The 26,071-nt window shown below is 71.2% G+C and carries 24 protein-coding genes and 1 tRNA gene; 17 read left to right on the top strand and 8 right to left on the bottom strand.

The genetic code is table 11. From position 1 onward, the window contains the following. The first annotated feature begins 130 nt into the window (after positions 1 to 130). From AB0I21_RS53705 to AB0I21_RS53675, 7 genes are all read left to right on the top strand, one after another. Complete coding sequence (locus AB0I21_RS53705; RefSeq protein ID WP_360573214.1) at positions 131 to 1,216, top strand: ABC transporter ATP-binding protein; 1,086 nt, start codon at positions 131 to 133, stop codon at positions 1,214 to 1,216. Further along, positions 1,213 to 2,967, top strand: a complete 1,755-nt coding sequence (locus AB0I21_RS53700) for an iron ABC transporter permease (protein WP_360573212.1) — start codon at positions 1,213 to 1,215, stop codon at positions 2,965 to 2,967. Before AB0I21_RS53705 ends, AB0I21_RS53700 begins: the two co-directional genes overlap by 4 nt. Further along, complete coding sequence (locus AB0I21_RS53695; RefSeq protein ID WP_360573210.1) at positions 2,955 to 3,785, top strand: creatininase family protein; 831 nt, start codon at positions 2,955 to 2,957, stop codon at positions 3,783 to 3,785. The genes AB0I21_RS53700 and AB0I21_RS53695 overlap by 13 nt, the downstream gene beginning before the upstream one ends. After that, a complete protein-coding gene (locus AB0I21_RS53690; protein WP_360573208.1) occupies positions 3,782 to 5,245 on the top strand; it encodes a lyase family protein in 1,464 nt (487 codons plus the stop codon). The genes AB0I21_RS53695 and AB0I21_RS53690 overlap by 4 nt, the downstream gene beginning before the upstream one ends. After that, positions 5,242 to 6,132 carry an ROK family protein gene (locus AB0I21_RS53685; protein WP_360573206.1) on the top strand — a complete coding sequence of 297 codons (891 nt, stop codon included), beginning with the start codon at positions 5,242 to 5,244 and terminating at the stop codon, positions 6,130 to 6,132. Before AB0I21_RS53690 ends, AB0I21_RS53685 begins: the two co-directional genes overlap by 4 nt. A gap of 144 nt (positions 6,133 to 6,276) precedes the next feature. Beyond that, positions 6,277 to 7,587, top strand: a complete 1,311-nt coding sequence (locus tag AB0I21_RS53680; protein WP_360573204.1) for a hypothetical protein — start codon at positions 6,277 to 6,279, stop codon at positions 7,585 to 7,587. A gap of 50 nt (positions 7,588 to 7,637) precedes the next feature. Next, positions 7,638 to 7,970, top strand: coding sequence for a hypothetical protein (locus AB0I21_RS53675; RefSeq protein WP_360573202.1), 333 nt, complete (start codon positions 7,638 to 7,640; stop codon positions 7,968 to 7,970). Between the two features lie 336 nt (positions 7,971 to 8,306). Here AB0I21_RS53675 and AB0I21_RS53670 read toward each other — a convergent pair. The 3 genes from AB0I21_RS53670 to AB0I21_RS53660 form a co-directional block, all read right to left on the bottom strand. Continuing rightward, positions 8,307 to 8,379 (bottom strand) — tRNA-Lys (locus AB0I21_RS53670). A 79-nt stretch (positions 8,380 to 8,458) separates the two neighbouring features. Then, entirely contained in the window at positions 8,459 to 8,596 is a 138-nt protein-coding gene (locus AB0I21_RS53665) for a hypothetical protein (RefSeq protein ID WP_344512435.1), read from the bottom strand. Positions 8,597 to 8,645: 49 nt separating this feature from the next. Further along, positions 8,646 to 9,674 carry a LacI family DNA-binding transcriptional regulator gene (locus AB0I21_RS53660; protein WP_360573200.1) on the bottom strand — a complete coding sequence of 343 codons (1,029 nt, stop codon included), beginning with the start codon at positions 9,672 to 9,674 and terminating at the stop codon, positions 8,646 to 8,648. Between the two features lie 186 nt (positions 9,675 to 9,860). On the opposite strand from AB0I21_RS53660, the gene AB0I21_RS53655 reads away from it, so the two are divergent. The 7 genes from AB0I21_RS53655 (at position 9,861) to AB0I21_RS53625 (ending at position 17,258) form a co-directional block, all read left to right on the top strand. Further along, positions 9,861 to 11,201 carry an ABC transporter substrate-binding protein gene (locus tag AB0I21_RS53655; RefSeq protein WP_360573198.1) on the top strand — a complete coding sequence of 447 codons (1,341 nt, stop codon included), beginning with the start codon at positions 9,861 to 9,863 and terminating at the stop codon, positions 11,199 to 11,201. 86 nt (positions 11,202 to 11,287) lie between these two features. Beyond that, positions 11,288 to 12,286: a sugar ABC transporter permease gene (locus AB0I21_RS53650; RefSeq protein ID WP_360573196.1), complete on the top strand. Its 999-nt coding sequence runs from the start codon at positions 11,288 to 11,290 to the stop codon at positions 12,284 to 12,286. 116 nt (positions 12,287 to 12,402) lie between these two features. Continuing rightward, the gene (locus AB0I21_RS53645) at positions 12,403 to 13,266 is read left to right on the top strand and encodes a carbohydrate ABC transporter permease (RefSeq protein WP_344512447.1); all 864 of its coding nucleotides are present in this window, start codon (positions 12,403 to 12,405) and stop codon (positions 13,264 to 13,266) included. Beyond that, a complete protein-coding gene (locus tag AB0I21_RS53640) occupies positions 13,263 to 14,879 on the top strand; it encodes a glycoside hydrolase family 13 protein (protein ID WP_360573194.1) in 1,617 nt (538 codons plus the stop codon). The genes AB0I21_RS53645 and AB0I21_RS53640 overlap by 4 nt, the downstream gene beginning before the upstream one ends. A 22-nt stretch (positions 14,880 to 14,901) precedes the next feature. Continuing rightward, positions 14,902 to 15,099: a hypothetical protein gene (locus AB0I21_RS53635; RefSeq protein WP_344512427.1), complete on the top strand. Its 198-nt coding sequence runs from the start codon at positions 14,902 to 14,904 to the stop codon at positions 15,097 to 15,099. Positions 15,100 to 15,187: 88 nt separating this feature from the next. Next, positions 15,188 to 15,550 (top strand): response regulator, encoded by a 363-nt coding sequence (locus AB0I21_RS53630; protein ID WP_360573191.1) that lies wholly within the window; start codon positions 15,188 to 15,190, stop codon positions 15,548 to 15,550. A gap of 97 nt (positions 15,551 to 15,647) precedes the next feature. Beyond that, positions 15,648 to 17,258 carry a S8 family serine peptidase gene (locus tag AB0I21_RS53625; RefSeq protein ID WP_360573189.1) on the top strand — a complete coding sequence of 537 codons (1,611 nt, stop codon included), beginning with the start codon at positions 15,648 to 15,650 and terminating at the stop codon, positions 17,256 to 17,258. Between the two features lie 70 nt (positions 17,259 to 17,328). Here the strand turns inward: AB0I21_RS53625 and AB0I21_RS53620 are convergent, their stop codons facing one another. The 4 genes from AB0I21_RS53620 to AB0I21_RS53605 form a co-directional block, all read right to left on the bottom strand. Beyond that, positions 17,329 to 18,048, bottom strand: coding sequence for a GAF and ANTAR domain-containing protein (locus AB0I21_RS53620; RefSeq protein ID WP_344512421.1), 720 nt, complete (start codon positions 18,046 to 18,048; stop codon positions 17,329 to 17,331). Between the two features lie 46 nt (positions 18,049 to 18,094). Continuing rightward, positions 18,095 to 19,234 (bottom strand): SigB/SigF/SigG family RNA polymerase sigma factor, encoded by a 1,140-nt coding sequence (locus AB0I21_RS53615; RefSeq protein WP_344512419.1) that lies wholly within the window; start codon positions 19,232 to 19,234, stop codon positions 18,095 to 18,097. Between the two features lie 206 nt (positions 19,235 to 19,440). Then, a complete protein-coding gene (locus AB0I21_RS53610) occupies positions 19,441 to 20,181 on the bottom strand; it encodes an ATP-binding protein (RefSeq protein ID WP_360573187.1) in 741 nt (246 codons plus the stop codon). A 101-nt stretch (positions 20,182 to 20,282) separates the two neighbouring features. Next, positions 20,283 to 20,975 carry a phosphoribosyltransferase family protein gene (locus AB0I21_RS53605; protein ID WP_360573185.1) on the bottom strand — a complete coding sequence of 231 codons (693 nt, stop codon included), beginning with the start codon at positions 20,973 to 20,975 and terminating at the stop codon, positions 20,283 to 20,285. Between the two features lie 284 nt (positions 20,976 to 21,259). On the opposite strand from AB0I21_RS53605, the gene AB0I21_RS53600 reads away from it, so the two are divergent. Continuing rightward, a complete protein-coding gene (locus AB0I21_RS53600) occupies positions 21,260 to 21,757 on the top strand; it encodes a hypothetical protein (RefSeq protein ID WP_360573183.1) in 498 nt (165 codons plus the stop codon). 277 nt (positions 21,758 to 22,034) lie between these two features. Here AB0I21_RS53600 and AB0I21_RS53595 read toward each other — a convergent pair whose 3' ends face one another. After that, positions 22,035 to 24,269 carry a bifunctional diguanylate cyclase/phosphodiesterase gene (locus AB0I21_RS53595; protein ID WP_360573181.1) on the bottom strand — a complete coding sequence of 745 codons (2,235 nt, stop codon included), beginning with the start codon at positions 24,267 to 24,269 and terminating at the stop codon, positions 22,035 to 22,037. 104 nt (positions 24,270 to 24,373) lie between these two features. Here AB0I21_RS53595 and AB0I21_RS53590 point away from each other — a divergent pair, with 104 nt between their 5' ends. Both AB0I21_RS53590 and AB0I21_RS53585 read left to right on the top strand, forming a co-directional pair. Continuing rightward, positions 24,374 to 25,081, top strand: coding sequence for a class E sortase (locus tag AB0I21_RS53590; RefSeq protein ID WP_360573179.1), 708 nt, complete (start codon positions 24,374 to 24,376; stop codon positions 25,079 to 25,081). Positions 25,082 to 25,228: 147 nt separating this feature from the next. Further along, on the top strand, positions 25,229 to 26,071 hold an 843-nt coding region (locus AB0I21_RS53585), incomplete at its 3' end, for an Hpt domain-containing protein (RefSeq protein WP_360573177.1).

The raw sequence follows: 26,071 nt of genomic DNA, 5'->3' as shown, positions 1-26,071 counted from the left end.
CACAACAAAAAAAAATTTAAGTGGCCGCCCCGGCGGGGGGGGGGGGGGGGGGGGGGGCGGCCCCCCGGCCCCCCGGACGCTTCAAGTCTGCTGACCGTCCAGGCATCGATGGCAGCGCAGAGAGGGAAAGATGATCGACGTCGAGTTGGAGTCGGTGAGCAAACGCTTCTCCCGGTCGGGCGAGGCCGCCGCGGTCGACGACGTGAACCTCACCATCGGTGCGGGGGAGTTCTTCACGCTCCTGGGACCGAGCGGGTGCGGCAAGACGACCACGCTGCGGATGGTGGCCGGGTTCTACTTCCCCACCCAGGGGCACATCCGCTTCGGCGGGCAGGACGTCACCCGGCTCGCCCCCAACAAGCGCGACACCGGCATGGTGTTCCAGAACTACGCGCTCTTCCCGCACATGACCGTGGCGCAGAACGTCGCCTACGGGCTCAAGGTGCGCAAGGTGTCGCGGGCCGAGTCGAGCCGGCGGGTGAACGAGGCGCTGGCCCAGGTCCACCTCGACGGATACGGGTCGCGCCGGATCGAGCAGCTCTCCGGCGGGCAGCAGCAGCGCGTCGCGCTGGCCCGCGCGCTGGTGATCCGCCCGCGCATGCTCCTGCTCGACGAGCCACTGTCCAACCTGGACGCGAAGCTGCGCGAGGAGACCCGCACCGAGATCCGGCGCATCCAGCGCGACGCCGGCACCACGTCCATCTACGTGACCCACGACCAGGCCGAGGCGATGGCCATGTCGGACCGCATCGCCGTGATGCAGGCCGGCCGCGTGCAGCAGATCGGCTCGCCGCGCGAGGTGTACCACCAGCCGGCCACCGCGTTCGTCGCGCGTTTCATCGGCCGCAGCAACGTGCTGTCGCTGCCCGTCACCGCCGCCGACACCACCACGGTCGAGGTCGCGCTGCCCGGCGGCGCCGGCACCATCGCGTCCGGCGCGCCGGACGGGCACGGGCTGCGCACCGGCGACACCGCGCTGGTCTCCGCCCGGCCCGAGCACATCGCGCTGGCCGGCCCCGACGACCCCGGCGTGATCCGCGGACGCGTGACCGCCCTCGAGTTCACCGGCATGGCCACGCACCTGACGGTCGACATCGGCGCCGCCGAGGGCGGCGAGGTGACCGTCGCGGCGGTCGACGTGCCCGGCCGCGTCGACGTCGGCGACCGGATCGGCCTGCGGCTCACCGCCGAGCGGCTGTGGGTGGTCCGGCCGTGACCGCGGCGTCGTCCGCCGTCCCGTCCCGCCGGGTCGCGCTGGCCCGGCGCCTGGCCGGTGGCGCGAACGCGGCCTGGTTCCCGTACCTGATGGTGGCCCCGCTCGTCCTGATCCTCTGGGGCTACGTGGTGCAGCCGATGCTCGCCACGTTCGTGGAGAGCGTCAGCGAGGACGGCGTCAGCAACTACACGCAGTTCTTCACCTCGGCCGGCGTCGCGCGCACCTCCCTGATCACGTCGCTGGCCATCTCGGTGGCCAGCGTGGTGCTGTGCGGCGTCGTCGGTGTCGCGATGGCGTTCCTGCTCAAGCGGTTCTCCTTCCCCGGTCGCCGCCTCATCGAGGCGTTCATCCTGGTGCCGGCCGCACTGCCGCCGCTGATCGGGGCGATCTCGTTCCAGCTGCTGTACAGCGAGATCGGCATCCTGCCCCGCGGCCTGCAGCACCTGTTCGGGACCGAGTCGCCGGTGCTCGCGTTCGACGGCATCGCCGGGGTGCTCGTCGTGCACACCTTCACCATGTACCCCTTCTTCTACCTGGCCGCGTCGGCCGCGCTGGCGGGACTGGACCCGTCGATCGAGGAGGCCGCGTACAACCTGGGCGCCGGACGCGTCCGGGTCTGGCGCACGGTGCTGCTGCCGATGCTGACCCCCGCGATGGTCTCCGCGTCGCTGCTGGTCTTCATGACGTCGCTGGCGTCCTACACGGCGCCGCTGCTGTTCGGCGTCGACCAGACCATGACGATGCAGATCTACATCAACCGCACCAACGGCGACCTGCCGATGGCCTCGACGTACGCGTCGGCGCTCGGCCTGGTGTCGATCGCCTTCCTGCTGCTGATGCGCTGGTACGAGGGGCGGCGCAGCTACCTGTCGCAGTCGAAGGGCATCTCCGCGCGGCGCCGGGAGATCTCCAACCCGGTCGGGCGCTGGCTCGCGCCGGTCGCCTCCGTGCTGGCGGCGATCGTGCTGCTGGCCCCGGTCGCGACGATCGCGCTGGTGGCGTTCTCCGAGGACGGGTCGTGGACGACGGAGATCATCCCGTCCGCGTACTCCGTCGACAACTTCGTCACGATCGTGTCCGAGCCGAAGGCGTTCCAGCCGATCCTGAACTCGCTGCAGATGAGCCTGCTCGCCACCGCCGGGTGCATCGTGATCGGCGTGCTGATCGCCTACGCGGTGCGCCGGCTGCGCTTCGTCGGCAGGAGCCTGCTCGACATCGGCGTCATGATCGCATGGGCGCTGCCCGGCACCGTCGTGGCGATCAACCTGATCTCGGCGTTCAGCACCGGCAACTCGTTCAGCTTCGGGCAGGCGCTGATCGGCACCTTCTGGATCCTGCCGCTGGCGTACTTCGTGCGGTTCCTGCCGCTGGTGTTCCGGGCCAGCTCCGCGTCCCTGGCGCTGATCGACCCGTCGCTGGAGGAGGCCGCGCGCAACCTCGGCGCGTCGTGGTTCCGGGCCTTCCTCAACATCACGGTGCGGCTCATGCTGCCGGGCGTCATCGTCGGCGCGCTGCTGGCGTTCGTGCACGGTGTGGGCGAGTTCGTCGCGTCGGTGCTCATCTACACCTCCTCGACCGTCCCGATCTCGGTGGCCATCAACAACCGCATGTACTCCTTCGAGATCGGCACGGCCGCCGCGTACGGCATGCTGCAGGTGGTGCTGATCTTCGTGGTGATGTGGTTCTCCAGCCGGCTGGAGAACGGCGGCGGCCGGGCCGCGGCACGACAGGCGGAACAATGGACGAACTGATCGAGGCCTGGCAGGCGGACGGCGGGCTCCTCCCGGTGAGCCGGCTGCCCGGGCACGAACTGGCGCGCGTCGCCGCGGCGGCCGACTTCGCGGTCCTGCCCGTCGGCGCGGTCGAGTGGCACGGGCCGCACCTGCCGCTCGGCACCGACCTGATCCTGGCCGACGGGTTCGCGGGCGAGGTCGCCGGCGCCGGGCTGCGGGCCGTGTCGTTCCCGGCCGTGCCGTACGCGGCGTGCCCGGGACAGACGCGGCCGTGGCCCGGCACCATCGCCGTGCGGCCCGAGATCGCCGTCGGATACCTGTGCGACGTGCTCGACGGCATCGTCGCCGCGGGCTTCCCGCGGGTGCTCGTGGTCAACGGGCACGACGCCAACATGTCCACGGTGCGGGCGGCGATGGAATGGGTGTCCGGCCGGCGGCGGGCGAGCCTGCTGCTGGTCAACTGGTTCCAGCTCGTCGACGCCCGCGAGACGACCGAGCTGTTCGGCGAGCTGCCCTCGCGCGGACACGGCGGCGCCTACGAGACGTCCGCCGTGCTCGGGTTCGACCCGGAGGCGGTGCACCCGGGCGCCGCGCCCGACCTGCCGCCCCGGCCGAAGCTGCCGACCGCCTATCCGTACGTCCTGGTCGAGTCGCGACCCGAGCCGTGGCAGGGCTGGTCCGGCCACGTCTCGCTGGCCACCGAGGCGGCCGGCCGGCGGGTGCGCGAGACGGCCGCCGTCCGGCTCGGAGAAGTCGCGCGGGCCTGGGTCGCAGCGCCGCTGCCCGGCCCGCCCGGCGCCGATCCGGCACCACAACGACACGAGGGGAACGCATGACGCACCAGCCGTTGACCACCTACCAGCAGCACCACCTCCGCGTCGTCTTCGACCACCACGCCGCCTACCTCTACGGGCCGATGGTGAAGGCCAGCGAGGCGCACGTGGTGATGCTCGCCGAGCAGGGCCTCGTCCCCGCCGACGCGGCGGCGCAGATGCTGCGCGGGCTGGTCAAGCTCCGCGACGACCGGCCCGGGACGTTCGAGTACGACGGCTCGGTCGAGGACACGTACTTCACGCTGGAGAAGCGGCTCGCCGAGGCATGCGGCATCCCGACCGGGCAGCTCAGCGTCCAGCTCGCCCGCAGCCGCAACGACCTGGACTCGGGCGTGTTCCGGATGGTCCTGCGCGACCAGCTGCTCGGCGTGATCGCCGCGCTCGGCGACGCGGGCACCGTGCTGCTGGACCGCGCCGACCGGTACGCCGACGTGGTCGTGGTCGGGTACACCCACCGCCGCCCCGCCCAGCCGACCACCATCGGGCACGTGCTCGCCGGATACGCCGAGGCCCTCGCGGGCCAGGCCGCCGCCTACGCGAGCCTGCTCGCCGAGATGAACCGGTCGCCGCTCGGCTCCTGCGCCTTCGCGGGCACGGACCTGGCGATCGACCCCCACCGCGTGGCCGAGCTGCTCGGCTTCGACGAGGTGGTGGTCAACTCGTACGAGGCGGTCGCCGGCGCCGACCACCTCATGCGGACGGGCGCGCTCAACGCGCAGGCGACCGCCACCGGGGCGCGCGTGGCCCGCACGCTCATGGACTGGCTGACCTGGGAATGGGTGCGCACCCCTGAGGAGTTCACGCAGGGCAGCAGCATCATGCCGCAGAAGCGCAACCCGGTCGTGCTGGAGCACCTGGTCTCGATGGCCGGCGCGACGGCCGCCGACGCCGCGTCCGTGTTCAACAACGTCGGCGCGGCGTGGTGGGAGGACTCCAACAACGCCACCACCGACGTGCAGGTGCGGCTGTGGGAGAGCAACGACCGCGCGTACCGGTTCTTCGCCCTGCTCGGCGGCCTGTTCGAGCGGCTGGAGCCGTTGCGGCCGCCGAACGCCGAGACGATCGTCGCGACCGGGGCGACCACGACCGCCGCGGCCGACGCGCTGACCCGGCACGGCCTGCCGTTCCGCGCCGCCCACTCGGTCATCGGCCGCCTGGTCCGCTCCGGACCGCCCGCGACCTGGACCGACGACGGCATACGGGAGGCGGCGCGCGACGTCGCCGGGATCGACCCGCTCGGCGACGCCGCCGTGCAGGACCTCCGCGCCGCGGCCCTGCTGCCGGAGCTGGTGCTGCGCCGCGCCCAGTCCGACGGCCCGGGCGAGGCCGCCGTCCGGGCCCAGGTCGCCCGGCTCCGATCCCACCTGGACGCGACGCTCGCCGAGGTCGACGCGCTGCGGCACCGGCTGCGCGAGGCCGACACGAAGCTCGCGGCCGTGGTCGCGGAAAGGGCCGCACAGTGAACCTCGAAGCCCCTGCCGACCGGCGGCTGTTGGGCATCGACTTCGGCGGCACGAAGATGGCGATCGGGATCGGCGACGCCGACGGACGCCTGCTCGTCTCGGAGCGCCTGCCGACGCTGGCCGCCCGCGGGGCGCGGCAGGCCCTCGACCGCGCCCTCGACCTGGCACAGAAGCTCGTCACCGACACCGGCGGCACCCTGCACGCGGTCGGGATCGCCTCGCCCGGCGTGATCCGTGAGGACGGCATCGACCTCGCGCCGAACGTGCCCGGCTGGGAGCGCCTGCGCCTGGCCGAGGCCGTCCGCGACCACCTCGGCGTCACCCGCGTCAGCGTCGCCAACGACCTCAACGCCGCGGCCCTCGCCGAACTGCACCGGGGAGCGCTGCGGGACGCCGACCCCGGCCTCGTCATCGGCCTGGGCACGGGCGTCGCCACCGCCATCACGGTCAACGGCGCCGTCGTGCCCGGTTACCGCGGCGCGGCCGGCGAGATCGCGTACGCCGTCACCGGCCCGGACTGGCCCGCGTCGCCCGAGCCGCTGCTCGAGACCGACTTCTCCGGCCGGGCCCTCGACGAGCTGGCGGACCGGCTCGCCCTGCCCGACGGCGCGGCCGGCCTCTGCGCGGCCGCGGCCCGGCCCGGCGTGGTCCGCGACGCACTGGTCTCCCGCGTCGACGAGCTGGCCCGCCACGTCGTCACGTGCTGCCTGCTGCTCGACCCGCAGCGCCTCGTGCTCGTCGGCGGCGTCGCCCGCGACGACCTGGTGCGCGAGCTGCTGACCGACAGGCTCTCCCACGCGCTGCCGTACCCACCCGAGGTGGTCCTGTCCGACTTCGCCCAGGACGCCGCGCTGCTCGGCTCGATCACGCTCGCGGCACAGGCCTGACCTTCCCCCCACCCGCAGGACCGCCCCGGCCCATATCCCAACCCCCGGGGCGGTCCTGCTGCTGTGGACCGTCCGCGGCCTCAGGTCTGTTGTCGGGTCGTCACCACCACCTAGGGTGGACGTCGGTTCGGGGAGGGGCGAGACGTGACCACTGACGACAATGTCCTGCCGGTATGGGCGCTCGCCACGGAGGCCGTGAGCGTGCCGGACGTGCTGGGCGGCGAGGGTATGACACCGGCCCGGCTCGCAGAATTGCGAACGGCCCTGGCGACACTCGCGGATTCCCCCATCGCCACGCTGGAAGCGCATCCGATGTCGACCAGGCGCGATCGGACCGGTGGAATTCCGCTGCACTCGGCCAGTCCACTCGCTCAGCAGTTGTCGCAGCTCGTGACTCAGTCAGCGAAGTCAGCGCCACCGACGCTGAATGTCGCCACCACTGGTGACGTGCTCTACCGAATGGTGGTGCCCGCCAAGGTTGCCGCACAGATGGGTAAGGGCCTTGTAAGGCCCATGGCAGCGAAGTCAATTGCAGGAGGTATTCGCGGCGCGCTGGTCGACTCCACCGGCATCGTGGCCCATCCCACGTTCGTCCCCGTTGCCGGCAAGGCCGCTGTGGCAGGTGCTGCGACCGGCTCGGCCACCACGGCTGGCGTGGCCGCTGCCGGCGCCGGAGCGTTGACCGTGGCCGCGCCGCTCGTGCTGATGGCCGTCGCGGTCGGCGTCAGCGCCTACGCTGATCACCAACGCCAGCAAGCGATCGAGCGAATCACCGACCTCTTGGAGCAGTTGCACGAGGACAACCTGGAGAGGGAACGCAGCGAGCTGGACGGTTGCCGTGACGCGATCGAAAAGGCGACGTCGATTCTCCTTGACCAGGGCAGGATCGGCCTGTCGTTAGGACTGGATTCCGCGTCGTACGCGATCAGCACGGCGATCGAACGAACCAGGCGCCGGCTCATGAAATGGCAGGACGCCCTGGCCGCTCTGCCCGACGGACCTGTCGAGATCGGGGCAGTGACGAAATCATTCCCCGGTGTCGACAAGGAGGGCGGCTTGTTCCGCGCGCACCTGGAGCTTGCCCGGCTCGCCATCGCTCTCAAACGCCGGGTGCTCGTGCTGCAGGCAGTTGAACACGCTCAACTGGTGGGCACGGACAACCCGTTCAAGAGTTTCATCGGGACATTGCAGGACGACGAGCGCCGTGTCGACGAGTTGGAGTCAGGCATCGACTCGGTCCTGCTGCGACTGTCGACGCTCGAGTTGAAGCGTTACGGCGGTTTCCTGAGCATCATGTTCACGCCGGGCGAGGTCGACGACCTGCTCAAAGCCGCGTATCGCCTGCGCGACCTGGGCGGTGGCCTCAACGCGGGAACCCACCAGGCCGACGTCGCGATCGAGATCGAACGAAGCGGCGACGGATCGCTCGTGGTGTTCCCCGCGGTCGCTGCCTAGCCTCGGCTCTTCCGCAGGCTCGGCCGTGGCTCATGCTCAGATACGACGTTGTGAGCGAACTCGTTCCGAACGAACTTGAACGCTGTCCTGAGCTCGCTTCGAAGGATCTTGGCGCCGGTATTGAGGACATGCTGATTCGCCACGTCCTTGAGGAAATCGTCAACCAGCCGAAGGCCGAAGTTGGTCGAACCGGCAAGCGATCGGATACGGGTTTCTGCTTCGAGTCGGGACGTCCGACCGTCACCCGCAACGGGGTATTTCACTACGAGCGCGGCCGTCGACGCCGCGCTGCTGACGACCATCGCCAGTTCCTCGACGTGTCCGTGAATGAGGTCCGTCGCGACACGGCCAAGGAACGTCAGTGTCGGCGAGGCGCACGGTGAACCCGACACCTGCGGTCCACCGAGCGATGCGCCCGTCGTGGGCGTGAGCGGTCGAAGGGCTGCCGTGGGCCCATTGCGCGCAGGCGCGACAAGCTTCGTGCTGAAGGCCGCACAGCCTTACCTCATTCGTCGGCGGAGGCTCGGTCACGTCGCAGGGGCGGTGACACCCTGGAGTCGGGGTCAAGCCCGCCGGTGTCCGAGCGCCGGGGCCACAGCGGTCCGGTTCGCGCACCGCGGTGGCGGGGCCTGGTGGCCGCCGGGCCGGTGGCCGCACGGCTCCGCAATGCGAAAAGCCCAGGTCCGGCAGGAGTGCCGTGGCCTGGGCCTTTGGTGCTGTACGCCGCGTAGGACTTGAACCTACAACCCGCAGATTAAGAGTCTGCTGCTCTGCCAGTTGAGCTAGCGGCGCCTGGCTGAACGGAGGAAACTCTAGCACGCCCTTCGCGCGCCCCAAAAACGAGATACCCCCGTCCGGCCTGTGCGCTGCGTTACTCCTCGTCGTCCTCCCAGAAGAAGTCCGTCGGTGTAGGTTGCTCCGGCTCCTGTTCCAACAGGTCGGTGTCGGGGCCGATCAGGTCCTCGAGCTCGTCGTCCGGCTGCTCCCAGGTAACCGGCATCTCGGTCATGTCACTAACCCCCTGAGGTACTCCCGAAGGAAATCCAACGGCCCGCGAGCTACCCGGTCCGTGCGGTCCTAACCGCAACAGGCCAGGTCGAGGCCCGTAGGACGAGGGTGGTGGGCATGAGGAGCTCTTCGGGGGTCCAGTCACTGACGGTCATGGCGCGGCGGAGCATGCCTGCGGCGAGGACGCCCTGCTCGAAGACGCGCTGGCGGACGGTGGTGAGGTCGAGCAGGGCGCTCAGCTCGTGGTCGTCGAAGCCGATGACCGAGACGTGGCGACCGGTGCGGCGCAGGGCCGAGAGGGCGCCGAAGGCCAGTTCGTCCGACTCGGCGAAGACGGCGGTGGGTGGGTCGGGGAGGGCGAGGAGGCGGCGCATGGCCTGTTCGCCGCCGTCGAGGCCGTGCGGGACGGACATGACGAGCTCCTCGCAGACGGGCAGGCCGGCGGCGGTGAGGGTGTCGAGGTAGGCGCGGCGGCGCTCGTGCGCCACGGGAAGAAACATCGCCTGGTCGGCGTAGGTGGAGATCATGCCGATGCGGCGGTGGCCGAGGCCGAGGAGGTGCTGGATGGCGGAGGAGGCGGCGGCGACGTCGTCGATGCGGACGCAGCCGGCGCCGGGCACGTCGTGGCCGACGGCGACGATCGGGACGCCGAGGCTGCGCAGGTCGGCGATCTCGGGGTCGCTGAACTGCATGGCGACCACGAGGACGGCGTCGACGCGGCGGCGCAGCGGGAGCTGGCCGAAGAAGCGTTGCCGGGCCGCGACGTCGCCGAGGTTGTACAGCAGCAGGTCGAGGTCGTGCTCGCGCAGCACGGACTCGGCGCCGGCGACGATCTGCCCGAAGAACCAGCGGGCGGCGTACGGGACGATCACCCCGACGGTGTGGGTGCGGCCGCTGGCGAGGCGGGAGGCGATCGGTGAGACGACGTACGACAGCGACGCCGCGGCGTGCAGCACGCGGTCGCGCGTCTCGTCGGAGACGTTGGGCAGCCCTCGGAGGGTGCGTGACACGGTGGCGGTGGAGACCCCGGCCAGCCGGGCCACGTCCTCCATGCTCACGGGCACGGGAACGTCGGCCACACGGGGAGGCTAGCAACACTGACGGCAAAGGCAATGTGTCCACCGTGTTGCTAACTCGTTATCGATCAATAGTCCCGAAGGGCTCGACAAACCGACCTTGCAAACGCTTACATCCGAGGGACACAGCACACCGGTACGTGGGCGGAGCTGTTCGCCCGGACCGGGTCTAGCCAAAGGAGGCTAACCATGGCTGTCCTTTCGAGGCGGCGTCGGGCGTTCGCGCTCGCCGGTGTGGCCGCGCTGGCACTCATCGCCGCCGCTTGTGGCGACGATGCCGGCGACACCGGCACATCCAACGCCGACAAGCCCGAGTGCGCGCCCTACGCGCAATACAAGGTCGACAAGAAGAAGACCGTCTCGATCTATGCGACGATCCGCGACGCCGAGGCCACCAAGCTGACGGATTCGTGGAAGCAGTTCGAAGAGTGCACCAACATCAAGATCGACTATGAGGGGTCCGGCGAGTTCGAGACCCAGATCAAGGTGCGCGCCGACGGAGGTCAGCCGCCGGACATCGCGGTCTTCCCGCAGCCGGGCCTGCTGGCCTCGTTCGCGACGAAGAACCAGCTCAAGGAGCTGCCCGCGCCGGTGAAGGCCAACCTCGACAAGAACTGGTCGAAGGACTGGGCCAAGTACGCCACCGTCAACGGCAAGGTCTACGGCGTGCCGCTGGGCGCGAACGTGAAGTCGCTGGTGTGGTACTCGCCGCAGCTGTTCAAGGAGAAGGGCTACAAGATCCCCACCACGTGGGATGAGATGATCAAGCTCTCCGACGACATCGCGGCGACCGGCATCAAGGCGTGGTGCGCGGGCATCGAGTCCGGTGACGCGACCGGCTGGCCGGCCACCGACTGGATCGAGGACATCGTCCTGCGCGACCAGGGTCCGGACGTGTACGACCAGTGGGTCAACCACACGATCCCGTTCAACGACCCGCGCATCGTCTCGGCCGCCGAGCGGACCGCGTCGATCCTGAAGAACCCCAAGTACGTGGGCAACCCGAAGACCATCGTGACCACCTCCTTCCAGGAGGGTGGCCTGCCGGTCAAGGACAAGAAGTGCGGTCTGCACCGCCAGGCCAACTTCTACTCCAACCAGTGGGCGAAGGGCACGAACGTGGCCGAGGACGGCGACGTGTTCGCCTTCTACTTCCCGGCCGTGGACCCCGCCAAGGGCAAGCCGGTCCTGGTCGCCGGTGAGTTCGTCTCCGCCTTCTCCGACCGCGAAGAGGTCGTCAAGGTGCAGACCTACCTCGCCTCCGCCGAGTGGGCCAACAGCAAGGCCAAGCTCGGTGACTGGATCTCGGCCAACAAGAACCTGGACGTCAGCCTGGTCAAGGGCACGATCGACCAGCTGTCGGTGAAGATCCTGCAGGACCCGGCCACCGTGGCCCGGTTCGACGGCTCGGACCTGATGCCCGCCGCGGTCGGCTCGAAGTCCTTCTGGACCGGCATGACCGACTGGATCAACGGCACCAAGGACACCAAGGCGACGCTGGACTACATCGAAAGCACCTGGCCCAAGTAGTGAACTGAGGTCCGGCACCGGCGCTCGCAGGCGTAGGCGGAAGCCAGCGCAGCGGCGCCGGTGCCGGCCGGTCGGAGGACACCCCCATGGAATATGACTTCTCCGAAGACATCGCCAAGATCTGGCCGGCTCTGCTGTTCATCGGCGCCTTCGTCGCGGTGGTCGGCGGACTGCTGTTCGTGCTCGACATCCTGCCCAGATGGGGGAAGGGCAAGGAACGGCTGCAGATGCTGGGCTTCCTCGGCCCGGCGCTCGTCCTGCTCGGTGTCGGGCTGCTCTACCCGCTGGTCCGCACGGTCACGCTGTCGTTCTACAACAACTCCCGCGGTTCCTTCGTGGGGCTGGACAACTACAGCTGGATCGTCACCAACGACGACACACTGATCATGCTGCGCAACACCCTGTTCTGGGTGGTGTGCGTGCCGCTGCTCGCGACCGCGTTCGGCCTGATCTACGCCGTGCTGGTCGACAAGGCCCGCGGCGAGGGCATCGCCAAGTCGCTCATCTTCATGCCGATGGCGATCTCGCTCGTCGGCGCCACGATCATCTGGAAGTTCATCTACGCGTTCCGCGAGGCGGACCAGGAGCAGATCGGCCTGCTGAACCAGATCCTCGTGTGGTTCGGCATGGAACCCCAGCAGTTCCTCACCAGCTCGCCGAGCAACACGTTCTACATGATCGTCATGATGATCTGGATCCAGGCGGGCTTCGCGATGGTCATCCTGTCCGCCGCGATCAAGGCGATCCCGGCCGAGATCGTCGAGGCGGCCAGGCTCGACGGCGCCAACCCGTGGCAGATGTTCTGGAAGGTCACGATGCCGAGCATCCGGCCGGCGGTCGTGGTGGTCACCATCACCATCACCATCGCCACGCTGAAGGTCTTCGACATCGTCCGGACGTCGACCAACGGCAACTTCAAGAGCAGCGTGCTCGCCTTCGAGATGTACAACCAGGCCTTCCGGCTCAGTGACGACCCCAGCGGTGAGGGGCGCGGTGCCGCGCTCGCCGTCGTGCTGTTCCTGCTCGTCGTGCCGGTCGTCGCCTACCAGGTCCGGCAGCTGCGGAAGCGAGCGGAGATCCGATGAGCGACGTTTCCCTCGACAAGAACGAGGACAAGAACAAAGCCACGAACCAGGCCGCGAACCTGAGGAAGGCCGAGACCGGCCCCCTGCCCAGGAGCGGGCACGGCGGCGAGGACACGATGGCCGCCCGGGTCCGCCGCAAGTTGACCTCCCGCGTGGCCAGCGCCGTGGCGATCGTGATCGCGATCGTCTGGACGATCCCGACGTTCGGGCTGTTCGTCTCGTCGCTGCGGCCCGAGGAGGACATCAAGACCACGGGCTGGTGGAAGTTCTTCAGCAACCCCAGCCTGACCCTGGAGAACTACAACGAGGTCGTCTTCGGCACCTCGGCGAGCTCCGGCCGGCTGGCCAGCTACTTCATCAACTCGCTGGTCATCACCGTGCCGGCCGTGGTGTTCTCGGTCAGCCTGGCGGCGATGGCCGCCTACGCGCTGTCCTGGCTCAACTTCCGCGGCCGGGACTGGATCTTCGTCGGCGTGTTCACGCTGCAGATCGTGCCACTGCAGATGGCGCTCATCCCGCTGCTGCAGCTGCTGGGCGACTACACCAAGTGGGGCGGCGGCTTCTTCGCCGTGTGGTTCGCGCACACCTGCTTCGGCCTGCCGCTCGGCGTGTTCCTGCTGCACAACTTCATGTCGGAGCTGCCGAAGGACCTGTTCGAGGCGGCCCGGGTCGACGGTGCCGGCCCGGCGATGACGTTCCGGCGCGTCGTGCTGCCGCTCATCACGCCGGCGCTCGCCTCCCTCACGATCTTCCAGTTCCTGTGGATCTGGAATGATCTACTGGTGGGCCTGGTGTTCACGTCCGGGCCGGACACCCGTCCGCTGACGGTGCGGCTCGCCGAGCTGGCCGGCACCCGGGGCAACGACTGGCAGCGGCTGACCTCCGGGGCGTTCGTCTCGATGGTCATCCCGATCATCGTGTTCCTGTCGCTGCAGAGATATTTCGTACGCGGCCTGCTGGCCGGAGGAGTCAAGGGGTGAGTTCGCTGGTCTGGTGGCGCGATGCCGTGATCTATCAGGTCTACCCACGCTCGTTCGCGGACGCGGACGGCGACGGCATGGGGGACCTCCGCGGCATCACGTCGCGCCTCGACCACCTCGCCGAGCTGGGTGTCGACGCGCTGTGGATGTCGCCGTTCTACCCCTCGCCGCAGCACGACGCGGGGTACGACGTCGCCGACTACCGCGACGTCGACCCCCGGTTCGGCACCCTGGCGGACTTCGACGCGCTGGTCGTCGCGGCGAAGGCCCGCAACCTGCGGGTCGTGGTCGACCTGGTGCCCAACCACACCTCCAGCGAGCACGTGTGGTTCCAGGAGGCCCTCGCCGCGGGCCCGGGAAGCCAGGCGAGGGAGCGGTACCACTTCCGCAAGGGCCTGGGCCCCGACGGCGAGCTGCCGCCCAACGGCTGGCAGAGCGTCTTCGGCGGCCCCGCCTGGACCCGCGTCCCCGACGGCGAGTGGTACCTGCACCTGTTCGACACCAGCCAGCCCGACCTCAACTGGGACCTGCCCGAGGTCCGGCAGATGTTCGTCGACGTGCTGCGGTTCTGGCTCGACCGGGGCGTCGACGGCTTCCGCGTCGACGTCGCGCACGGGCTGATCAAGGAGAGCGGCCTGCCCGACTGGACCGAGGCGCAGGTGCCGATCACCAGCCCGGGCGCCGAGCACCGCACCCCGCCGATGTGGGACCAGGACGGCGTCCACGACATCTACCGCGAGTGGCGGCGGGTCCTGGACTCCTACGACGGCGACCGGATCATGGTCGGCGAGGCGTGGGTGTCGCCGGCGGAGCGGATGGCCCGCTACATCCGCCCCGACGAGATGCACCAGGCGTTCAACTTCAACTACCTGATGGCCCCGTGGACCGCCGCCGACCAGCGCGCCGCGATCACCGAGTCGATCGCGGGCGTCGCCCCCGTCGGCGCCGTCTGCACCTGGGTGCTGTCCAACCACGACGTGGTGCGGCACGCGTCCCGCCTCGGCTTCGAGCCGGGGTACAGCACGCAGGGCGGCATCGGCGTCGGCGACCCGCAGCCCGACGAGGCGCTCGGCCTGCGCCGGGCCCGCGCCGCCACGATGCTGATGCTGTCGCTGCCCGGCTCCGCCTACGTGTACCAGGGCGAGGAGCTCGGCCTGCCGGAACACACGACGCTGCCCGACGACGAGCGGCAGGACCCGACCTGGTTCCGCTCCAAGCACGAGGTCCGGGGCCGCGACGGCTGCCGGGTGCCGGTGCCGTGGGAGGCGGACGCGCCGTCGTTCGGCTTCGGGCCGACGGCCGCGTCGTGGCTGCCGCAGCCCGCCGACTGGGGCCGCTTCGCCGCCGACGCCCAGCGCGGCGTGCCGGGCTCGACCCTGTCGCTCTACACCGAGGCGTTGCGGTTGCGTCGCTCGTACGAGCTGGGCCGCGGCGTCCTCGAGTGGAACACGGCGGACGACCTGGTCGACTTCCGCAACGGCGGGATCCGGGTGATCACGAACTTCGGGCGGGTGCCCGCCCCGCTGCCGCCGGGTGAGGTCCTGCTCGCCAGCGGCGACCTGGCCGCGGACGGGAGTCTGCCACCCGACACCACAGCCTGGATTCGAGCGTGACAGGACCGGTTACCTTGACGGGATGACCGCTCTGTTCGCGTACGTCGTCAGCTACCTCCACCCGTCGGTGCTCGAAGTCACCGGCGAGCTGGCGAAGAAGAAGCCGAAGGTGAAGACCAGCGGCGGCGGCCTCATCGGCGCCTGCTGCTGCGGCGTCGTGGTGATCATCGCCATCGTGGTGATCGTGATCGTGATGCGCCGCCGCCGGTCGAGCTCCTGACGCGAGTTGGTTCACGTGGCGGGGTCCCCTGACCGATGAGGCAACCGATGGGACGGTTGTGATCCGCCGGGAAGGGAACCCTGCTGCCATGGCACGAGTGCTGCTCGTCGACGACGACGCGGACATCCGCGAGACCACCGCGATCCGGTTGCAGATCGGGGGTCACCACGTGATCACCGCCGCCACGCCGCAGGAGGCGCTCGACGTCGCGGCGGACCAGCCGCACTTCGACGTCGCCGTGCTCGACCTGCACCTGCCGCGGGTCGACGGCGACGAGCTGCTCGACCTGTTCCGCGGCCACCAGGCGACCGCGGACCTGCCCGTGGTGTTCTACAGCGCCAACGCGCCGCACGCCACGTCGGTGCACGGGCTGTCCCTGGCCGACACGAAGCTCACCCACGGCCGTCCCCTCAACAGCCTCCTGGCCACCATCAACTGCCTCTCGCACTGAGCAACCGCACGGCAACCCGCGGCGAACCGGTGCCGCACCGGCCGCTCCCGAACCTTGGTGAAGCAAGCACGTCACCAGTTCGGGAGGGTCCTGCCAGATGCGAAGCACCCTGCGCGCCACCTTCGTCGCCGCTGCCGCAGTCGCCGGTGTCGTGGCCGCCGGCACGCCGGCGCTGGCCGCCCCGGCCGAGGGGCAGATCCGCGACGCCGGCAAGCCGGGGGCGATCCGCGACCGGTACATCGTCGTCCTCAAGGACACGGTCGCGGCGAGCGACACGGCCAGCAGCGCCAGCCGGCTCGCCGACCGCTTCGGCGGGCAGGTCAAGCGCTCCTTCGGCAGCACGCTGAAGGGCTTCTCGGCGCAGCTGACGGAGCGCGGCGCCAAGCGGCTCGCCGCCAACCCGCTCGTCGAGTACGTGCAGCAGGACCGCACCGTCTCGCTGGAAGGCAGCCAGGCCGGCGCGCCGTGGGGGCTGGACCGCATCGACCAGGCGAACCGCCCGCTCGACGGCACCTACACCTACCAGGGCAGCGCCGCCAACGTCACCGCGTACGTGCTGGACACCGGCGTCCGCCTGACGCACGGCGAGTTCGGCGGCCGGGCCCGCTCCGGCTACGACTTCGTCGACAACGACACCGACGCGAGCGACTGCCACGGCCACGGCACCCACGTCGCGGGCACGGTCGGCGGCAGCACCTACGGCGTCGCGAAGGCCGTGAACATCGTCAGCGTCCGGGTCCTGGACTGCAACGGCTCCGGCAGCTACTCCGGGATCATCGCCGGGATCGACTGGGTGACCGCCAACGCGCAGAAGCCCGCGGTCGTCAACATGAGCCTCGGCGGCAGCATCAGCCCCGCGCTCGACCAGGCGGTGCGCAACTCGATCGCCTCCGGCGTCACGTACGTGCTCGCCGCCGGCAACGAGAACGTCGACGCCTGCGGTGTCTCCCCCGCCCGCACCGGCGAGGCGATCACGGTCGGCGCGACCGACTCGAGCGACAACCGGGCCTCGTTCTCCAACTACGGCGCCTGCGTCGACCTGTTCGCGCCCGGCGTCGCGATCACCTCGGCCAGCAACAGCGGCGACACCGGCTCCGCGATCATGAGCGGCACCTCGATGGCGTCGCCGCACGTGACCGGCGCCGCGGCGATGTACCTGTCGGCGTTCCCGTCGGCGACCCCGGCGCAGGTGCAGAGCGCGCTGCTGGCCTCGTCGGTGGCGAACGTCGTCGGCAACCCGGGCACCGGCTCGCCGAACCGGCTGCTGCAGGCGCCGGCCGTGGCCGGACCGGCACCCGTCACCCAGCAGCCCGTGACCCAGCCCCCGGTCGCGGTGGTCGCCGCGCCCGCCCCGGTCGCGCCGTGCAACGTGCGGACCAACGCGGCCGACGTGACGATCCGCGACCGCGGGACCGTCACCACCGCCGTCGTGGTCAGCGGCTGCGCCGGCAAGGCGTCGGCGAAGGCCCGCGTCGAGGTGCACGTCGTGCACGCCAAGCGCGGCGACCTGGTGGTCGAGCTGATCGCGCCGAACGGCTCGGTCAAGCGTCTCAAGGCCGCGAACTCGAAGGACAAGGCGAAGAACCTCGACGCCGCCTACACCGTGAACCTGTCGAGCCGCCTGAAGAACGGCACCTGGAAGCTGCGGGTGCGCGACTCGTACAAGGGCAACACCGGCTACCTGAACAGCTGGACCCTCACCGTCTGAACCAGCACGAACTCGGCCGCACCGGTGTCGCCAAGGATGGCGGGCCGGTGCGGCCGTATGTTCACCGGGTTCAGGCCACCGTCGCGCGGCGCTCGACCGTCTCGACCAGGCGCTGCGCGACCGTGGCGAGCGGCAGCCCGAGCCGGCTCGCGGTGCCGTGCAGCACCTCCAGGGCCGCCTCCGACGAGCAGGCCCGCTGCACCATCATGATCCCGATGGCCCGGTTGACGGTCTCGCCGTCGGCCAGGGCCTCGGTCAGCTCGGCGTGCAGATCGGCCTGCCGGCCCCGGTCGAGGACCGCGGCGAGCAGGAGACCGGCGTGCTCGGCGATGAGCATCGCCGTCAGCCCCGCGTCGGGGGTGAAGCGGCCGGGCTGGGCCGCGTACACCGTCAAGGCCCCGATGACCTGCTCGTCGATGTCGACAGGAACGGTCAGCACACCGTGCACGCCGGCCGAGAGCGCGTGCTCGCGCCACCCCGGCCAGCGATCGTCCGACGACAGGTCGGCGCTGACGATGAGGTCACGGGTGCGGATCGCCTCCATCGACGGGCCGGTGCCGCTGTGGTACTGGCTGTCGTGGAGCTCGGCCGGCAGTTCCGGCGACGCCGCGGCGGTCGACGGCCCCCCGGCCCGCACCAGCGTGACCGCACACCACGACGCCCCGTCCACCAGGTCGGCAGCGGTCTCGACGAGGTCCTCCAGGGCCTCGTCGAGGTCGTCGCTGGCGATCAGGCGCGCGGTGAGCTGGCGCAGGACGGCGGCGATCTCCACCGTGTGGAGCTCCGTCACGATTCCCCCTTCAGACACGCCGCCTCCTACCCGGCGCGTCGAGATCTCAACCGTCCAGCAGGGCCCGGCGTAATCCTTCCAGGGTTCGAGACAGCAACCGCGACACGTGCATCTGCGAGATGCCGAGGTCGGCGGCGATCTGCGCCTGGGTACGGTTGCCGTAGAAGCGCAGCGACAGGATCCGCCGCTCCCGCTCCGGCAGGCGGGCGATCAGCGGCTTCACCGCCTGGCGGAACTCGACGCCGTCGATGTCGCGGTCGTCGTCGCCGAGCACGTCGGCGAGCGTGCCCGCGTCGTCGTCCCCGCCGAGCGGCGCGAACAGCGACACCGGGCGGTACGCCGAAGAGGCCACCAGGGCCTCCAGGATCTGGTCCTCGGCGACACCGAGGTGGTCGGCGACGTCCCGCGGCGTGGGCGAGCGCCCCAGCCGCTGCCCGAGCGTGTCCCGCACCCGGTTGATCTCGATCCGCAGCTCCTGGAGCCGCCGGGGCACGTGCACCCCCCAGCCCTTGTCGCGGAAGTACCGCTTCAGCTCCCCGACGATCGTCGGGGTCGCGTACCCGCCGAAGTCGGTGCCGTAGTCGGGGTCGAAGCCGTCGATCGCCTTCATCAGCCCGAGCGCGGCGACCTGGCTGAGGTCGGCGGGCGACTCACCCATCCCGTGGAACCGGCGGGCCAGCCGGTCGGCGAGCGGCAGGCTGTGCTCGATGGCCCGCTGCCGCAGCGCACCGCGCCTGGCGTCCTTGACGTCCATCGTGGCCGCCTGGCGTAGCAGCTCGTTGACGGTCGTCCACTGGCTCTGCGGCTCTTCCTCGTCGTGTACTGGTGGTGGGGCGCCGACCGGTGGGTCGTCGTACGCGCGCAGGCGTTTCGCCGCCCCGATGATCTCCAGGACGTCCAGCACCAGGTCCGACGCGCCGGGGGTCCGCAGGCCGCCGCCGCGTTCCTGGGCCTCCAGCTGCGCGCGCAGCAGCGTGTCGGCGGCGGCGCAGTCCAGCAGTCGCAGCCGCGAGAGATCGACGGTCAGGTGCACCCGTCCGGCGTCGAGCCGCTGGTTGAGCTGGATTCGCAGGTCGAGGCTCGCCGCGTGGTCGAGCACTCCCGAGGGGCGCAGGATCTCCTCGTCTCCTTCGCGCCAGGATTCCAGTGAAAGTGCCGATTCAAATCGGTCTTCATATATGGGCATTGTCTCCATGGTGGAGACTCCCCCCTATCCCATCGCGTTGCGCAGCAAGCGATTCGCGGTTGAGCGTGCGGTCGTGGAACCGGGCGGAATTGCTTTCCCGGTCACTGTACGCACGGGGGAATTGCCAATGAATATGTGAAAGGGTGAGGTCGTGGGTGACCTTTCCTGCGCGCGCGAGGTCGCCTTTGTCTTTGTGGCCGCGGGATTTACGCCCGCAGCGACGCCCAGACGACCTTGCCGTCGGGGACGGGGGTGCAACCCCAGCGCTGGGTGAGCGCCTCGACCACGAGCAGCCCGCGGCCCCCCTCGGCGAGGGTGTCGTCGGACGAGCCGCGGACGGGCAGGGCGTGGCTGCCGTCGCGCACCGACAGGTGCAGCTGGTGGCGGCGCAGGCTGACGCGGACCTCCAGCTCGGTGCCCGCGTGCCGCACCCCGTTGCTGACCAGCTCGGTGATGATGAGCTCGGCGAGGTCGGCGAGCCGGGCCACCCCCCACAGCCGGCAGGCCCGGTCCACCAGGTGCCGCGCCGCGGCGGTCGCGTCGAGCATCGGCTGGAGCCGGACGCGCATCATGGGCGGCTCACCGCCGGGCGCCCCGGCGCAGCCGTGCGCGATCGCCGCGTCGGTGGTCGCGAAGAGGGGGATCTGCCGCGCGACCGCCATCCGGTCCAGCGCGTGCCGCAGCGGCGCGGGGGCGGCCGCCACGCTGACCGCGCTGCCGGGCCAGGCCGCGGCGTGCTGGGCGAGGGCGGGGAGCACGGTCAGCGCCACGTCCTCATGGGTCCGCAGCTCCGCGACGTCGAGCACGATGAGCGCGGGCTCCGTGGCGAGGCACTCCAGGACGGTGGTGCGCAGCACCGGCGCGGTGTTCACGCCCAGGCTCCCGGCGACGTGCACCACGGTCGCATCGCCGCGGACCTCGACGGTTGCCGCAAGACTCGCCCTCATGGGGTGACGCTCTACCCGCCCCCGGTGGGTTAAACCCCACTGGCGGCGGATAGAGCGTCCTCGGATCGTTCCGGCGAACTGGTTTATCGGGGCGTTGCCCTTCAGACCGGCGTGGGAACCTTCACGGCGCCCCACGCCATGGCGCAGATGTCGGCGACGTCCGTGTCGGCGACCGGGGTGAAGTCGGTGTAGTACAGGCCGAGAGCGTGGAACTCCCGGGGGGAGTGGATGTCGATGACCGCGTCGACGTCACCGGCGAGCAGGTCGACCGACTCCGCGGCACACACCGGCGCCGCGAACACGATGTGCGCCGGCTTCTGGGTCTGCAGCGCCCGGACCGCCGCACGCGCGGTGACCCCGGTCGCGAGCCCGTCGTCGACGAGGATGACCACGCGTCCGGTCACCTCCGCCGCGGGCCGCGAGCCGCGGTAGCGCTCCTGCCGGCGCCGCAGCTCCACCCGCTCCCGCTGTACCGCGGGCGCGAGGTCGCTGACGGTCAGGCCGGCGCACGCGAGCGCGCCGCGGTCGAACACCGGTGGCCCGTTCTCGGCGATCGCGCCCACCCCGTGGTCCGACTGCCACGGCAGCCCGATCTTCCGGGCGACCATGAGGTCGAAGTCGGCGTGGACGGTCTCCGCCACCGCGAACCCGACGGGGACTCCGCCCCGGGGGAGCGCGAGCACCAGCGGGGCCTGCGTCATGTCGAGCTGCCGCAGATGCGCGGCGACGGCGGTGCCGAGCAAGCGACCCGCGGCCGTCCGGTCCGCGAACCGCTCGGCCTCAGGCGGCCACATGGTCGTAGGCTTCCACTCGGGCGACCCGGAGGCCGGCCAACATGATCCGCATCAAGCGGACACCTCCTTCGATCGGCGCGGTGGGGCCGTCGCCACGCTGGGCCGTGTCCCCTGCTGGCCGCTCTGCCGCGGCCTACCTCGCCCGGTCCGAAGACTACGCCCGTTGAGCTGGGGAAACGTCCGCTTGGCATACTTCCTCAGGGGTGAAACCGGCATTCCAGAAATTCCTGTTGTCTCCCGTTTCTGAAGTGACGCCGTCCCGCCCGGCCGGGCATGATGACCCGGTGGACACGCCAGCGCAGCGGGACGCGGCCATCTCCGTGTTCGACATCGACGGAGTGGTCGCCGACGTCCGGCACCGCCTCCGCCACCTCGACAAGCGCCCGAAGGACTGGGCCCGCTTCTTCGCCGCCGCCGACCGCGACCCGGTCCTCCCCGAGGGCGTCGAGCTGGCCCTGCGGCACGCCGCCGACCACGTCCTCGTCTGGCTCACCGGCCGCCCCGAGCACCTGCGCCCGGTGACCGACGCCTGGCTCCGCCAAGCCGGCCTCCCCGCCGACCTGCTCTTCATGCGCCCCGCCCGCGACCGCCGCCCCGCCAAGGACTTCAAGGCCGCCCAGCTGTCCCTCCTGGCCCGCGAGTCCCAGATCGCCGTCGTCGTGGACGACGACCCCGAGGTCATCGCCAAGCTCCGCACCCTCGGCCACCCCGTCCACCTCGCCGACTGGGTCCCACACTCCTCCACCCTGCAGACCGCCCAGGAACAGGACGGCAAGACCTGACCTTCCGGCTCGCGTCAGGCCTCTCGGCTCGCGGAGCAGGCCGGTGCCGATCAGAACCAGCGTCACCGTGCCTCCGCACACCACGCCGCGGACGACGACCCACTGCCAGCCGACACCACCCACGGCAGCACGTCCGGCAAGGCTGTGCGGCCTTCGGCACGAAGCACGCCACGACGGTCGTGGCCAGTTTCTGTCCACAGTAGACGCGGCGTGCTCCTGGGCCCGCGCCGCGGAGGCCACCTCGTGGGCGGTTGCCGGTCCGCGTGCCCGCCCCGGCTCAGGGGGCGGGGGTGAGTTGGGTGGTCAGCAGCGTCTGGAGGGCGGGGGCGGGCATGGGGCGGGCGAAGAGGAAGCCCTGGGCGTAGCCGCAGTCCAGCTCGCGGAGTGCGGCGGCCTGCTCGTCGGTCTCGACGCCCTCGGCGACGGGCTGGAGGTACAGGCTGCGGGCCAGTTCGACCACGGCGCGGAAGAGGGCCTTCTCCTGGCGGTCGGCGACGCGGGAGACGAAGGCGCGGTCGATCTTCAGGACGTCGATGGGGAGGGTGCGCAGGTAGGCCAGGGAGGAGTAGCCGGTGCCGAAGTCGTCGATGGCGATGCGGATGCCGTGGGCGCGGAGGCGGGCGAGGCGGCGGCTGACGGCCTCGGTCTCCTCGACGGTGGCGGTGACCAGGACGGTTTCGGTGATCTCCAGGACCAGGGCGGCGCCGGGCAGGCCGGTGCGCTTGAGGGTGGCGAGGACGTCGTCGGCGAAGGAGGGGGCGCGCAGCTGGCGGCCGGAGACGTTGACGGTGACGGAGATGCCGTGCGTGGCGTGCCAGGCGCGGGCGTCGGTGCAGGCGCGCTCCAGGACCCAGGCGCCGAGCCGGCCGATCAGCCCGGTCTCCTCGGCGACGGGCACGAACCGGGCCGGCGAGACGGCCGTGCCGTCGGGGGTGGTGAAGCGCAGGAGGGCCTCGACGGCGGCGACCCGGCCGGTGTGGATGTCGACGACGGGTTGGTAGTGCACGGCGAAGCCCTCCGTGCCGGCGACCGTGCCGGCGACCGTGCCGTCGACCGCGGCGCGGAGCTGGTCGGCGAGGGCGGCGTGCGCGAGGTGGGCGGCGCGCAGCTTCGGGTCGTAGCGCTCGGCACGGTTGCGGCCGGCGTCCTTCGCGGCGTAGAGGGCCAGGTCGGCGTTCTGCAGCGCCTCGCCGGTGCTGGCGGGGGAGCCGGAGTAGACGCCGACGCTGGCGGTGAGGCGCAGCTCGCGGCCGTCGACGAGGTACGGGCACGCCAGGTCGGCGACGCACCGGGCGGCTAGGTCGTCGAGGCCGGCCAGGTCGGGGGAGACGACCGCGAACTCGTCGCCGCCGAGCCGGGCGACCAGGTCGCCGGGTCCGGCGAGGGCGCGCAGCCGGGCGGTCGCCTGCAGCAGCAGCTCGTCGCCGGCGGGGTGGCCGAGGGTGTCGTTGACGTCCTTGAAGCCGTCGAGGTCGACGATGAGCAGGCCGATGCCGGCCTCGGCGGCGATGCCGGCCTGGAGCCGGGTGCGGAACTCCTCCCGGTTGGCCAGCCCGGTCAGCACGTCGTGCTGGGCGCGGAACGCCAGCTCCCGCTGCAGGGAGGTGCGCTCCCGCAGCGCCCGGCCGAGGCGCAGCATTATCAGCACCATGAGCACCGCGGTGAGGGCGGCCGGGACGAGGGCGTGCGACCACGAGCCGGCGCCGCGGTGCAGGGCGATGTCGGCGATGAGGACGGCGGGTCCGAGCACCGCCAGGGCGATGAAGCCGCCGATCGGGGTGGCGCTCTCGTCGGTGGTGCGGGCGCTCCCGCCCACGTCGCGGATGCCGGGGTGCAGGCACGCCGCGGCGAGCAGGAAGCTCCACGTGAGCCATCCGACGGAGGTCACGGAGCTGACGACCGCGCCGCCGCGGCCCCACACGTACATGACGACGTAACAGGCATCGGTGAGGAGCATCGCCGCGGTTGAGGCGATGAGCAGGCCGGACGCGACACCGGGGCGGACCGCGAACGCGACCCGCAGCAGCATCGACACGACCAGCAGGTCACAGACGGCGAGGCCGGTGATGCCGGCGGTGGACACCTGGTCGAGGCCGGCCCGGGACAGCAGCGGGTACAGCACGAACGCCCACGCCGGCTGCGCCATGCCGATGAGCGCGATGGCGGCGTCGAGCAGCCGCGTCGAGGACCACGGCCGCAGGCGGCGGGCGAGCAGCCACAGCGCGACGCCGGTCAGCGGGTAGCACAGCAGGTAGCCCGCCTCGGCGTCCGGCGACAGCGTGGGCACGGCGGTCATGACGGCGGTCGTGACGGTGGAGGTGCCGACGCCGGCGACCAGCAGCCAGTACACGGCGGCGGGGTCCGGCCGGTGCCGGCGCAGCCCGGCCACGGCGGCGCCGAAGCAGGCGGCCTGCACCGCGACCCAGAACACGCCGAAGCCTTCCGGGTGCGCGGCGGCGGCCACGGCGGACGCCACGGCGGCGCACGCCAAGAACCACAGCCAGATCCTCACACTTCCATTCAGCAGGATACCGGGGTGCGGGCAGGTTGCACCCTTGGGTGCGAATGGCGAGCGAAGCGCTTTCTGCCCTAATTGCGCGGCCTATAGTCCTTTTTGTGGATACCGGCAGGCGTGGCGACCGGACGACCCGCCTGCTCCTGTTCGCGGCCGTCCTGCTGCTCGCCTCCGGCGTGGTCGCCGGGGGCGTGACGGCCTGGAGCTGGTGGGGTCGGGTCCGCGCCGTCCATGCCGCGCAGGAGCGGCTCGCCGCCGAGTGGGCCTCACCGGCCCGGCGGTCCGACGCGGCCGTGGCCGCCGCCGCGGGAGCCGCCGGGCGGCGCCCGCCGGCTCCGATGGCGCTCGCGGGCGAGCCGCGCGGCGATGCCGGTCCGGTGGCGGTGCTGCACGTACCGACGCTGCGGTTGAAGCTCTTCGTGGTCGAAGGGTCCGACGACGCGCACCTCATGCTCGGCCCCGGCCACATCCCCGGCACCGCGGCGTTCGGCGAGACCGGCAACGCGGGCATCGCCGGGCACCGCTACCCGGGCGTCTTCTGGGACCTCGGCGAGTTGGAGGTCAGCGCGCCGGTCGTGGTCGAGACCCGCGACACCTGGCTCGTCTACCGGGTCGTCGAGGCGCGCGTGGTGCGGCCGGAGCAGAGTGAGGTGCTCGCGCCGCCCGCGCCCGGCGCCGGGCCGCTGCTCACCCTCGTCACCTGCGAGCCGAAGCTCAGCACGTCGCGCCGGCTGATCCGGCAGGCCACCCTGGTGCGCCGCGATCCGGTGGACGGTCCACGCCCGGCAGAGCTGCAATACCCTACGTGACGGTCCGCTTACCGTAACGCTACGAATCTCCTTGACCGGCACCCGAACGTGCCGATTGTCCCTGTGAGTTCGGCCGGTTCCGGGTACTTCGCCGGGCCGTGGCCCGACGCGTGGTTTGTCCCGGTGAGGGCTGAAGGGAGCCTGGCCGTGAGCGACTTGGGTGACATCGTTCAGGAGTTTCTCGTCGAGTCACACGAGAACCTGGACCAGCTGGACCGGGACCTGGTGGCGCTCGAAGCGGCACCGGGATCGCGGGAGCTGCTGTCGTCGATCTTCCGCACCATCCACACGATCAAGGGCACCTCGGGTTTCCTGGCGTTCAACCGCTTGGAGAAGGTGACCCACGTCGGCGAGTCGCTGCTGTCCCGGCTGCGCGACGGCGCGCAGGGCATGACGCCGTCGACGACCGACGCGCTGCTGCGGATGGTCGACACGGTCCGCGGGCTGCTGTCGGAGATCGAGGAGCACGGGCAGGAGCTCGAGGGCGACGACTCGGGCGTGATCGCCGCGGTGAACGCCTGCATCACCGACGGGTCGGCGCCCGCTCCCGCTGCCGCCGCTCCCGCTCCCGCTCCCGCTGCCGCCGCCCCCGCGCCTGACGCCGTGCCCGCCGCGCCGCCGGCCGTGTCGGGCACCGTCGTCGACCCGACGTCGGCCGTCGAGGTCGTGGTGGTCGAGCCGGTGGTCGTCGTCGAGGCCGCCCCTGCCCCGACCCCCGCCGCCCCTGCTCCCGCCCCCGCGCCGGCTGCTCCCGCTGCCGCCGCTGCCGTGCCCGCCGCTGTGCCCGCCGCCGCGTCGGCGCCCGCTGCCGCCGCGGCGCCGCCGTCCGGGGTGAAGCCGCCGGTGAGGAAGGCCGGCCCGGTCCCGGGTGGGGAGGCGCCGGCCGAGGAGGGGCTGTCGAAGCGGAGTGTTGCGGATCAGTCGATCCGGGTGGATGTGGATCTGCTGGACAAGTTGATGAATCTGGTGGGGGAGTTGGTGTTGACCCGG

It is taken from the genome of Dactylosporangium sp. NPDC050588, from assembly GCF_040654975.1.
In the GTDB taxonomy this organism is placed as follows: domain Bacteria; phylum Actinomycetota; class Actinomycetes; order Mycobacteriales; family Micromonosporaceae; genus Dactylosporangium; species Dactylosporangium maewongense.
This window is presented reverse-complemented; position numbering and strand designations above follow the sequence as displayed.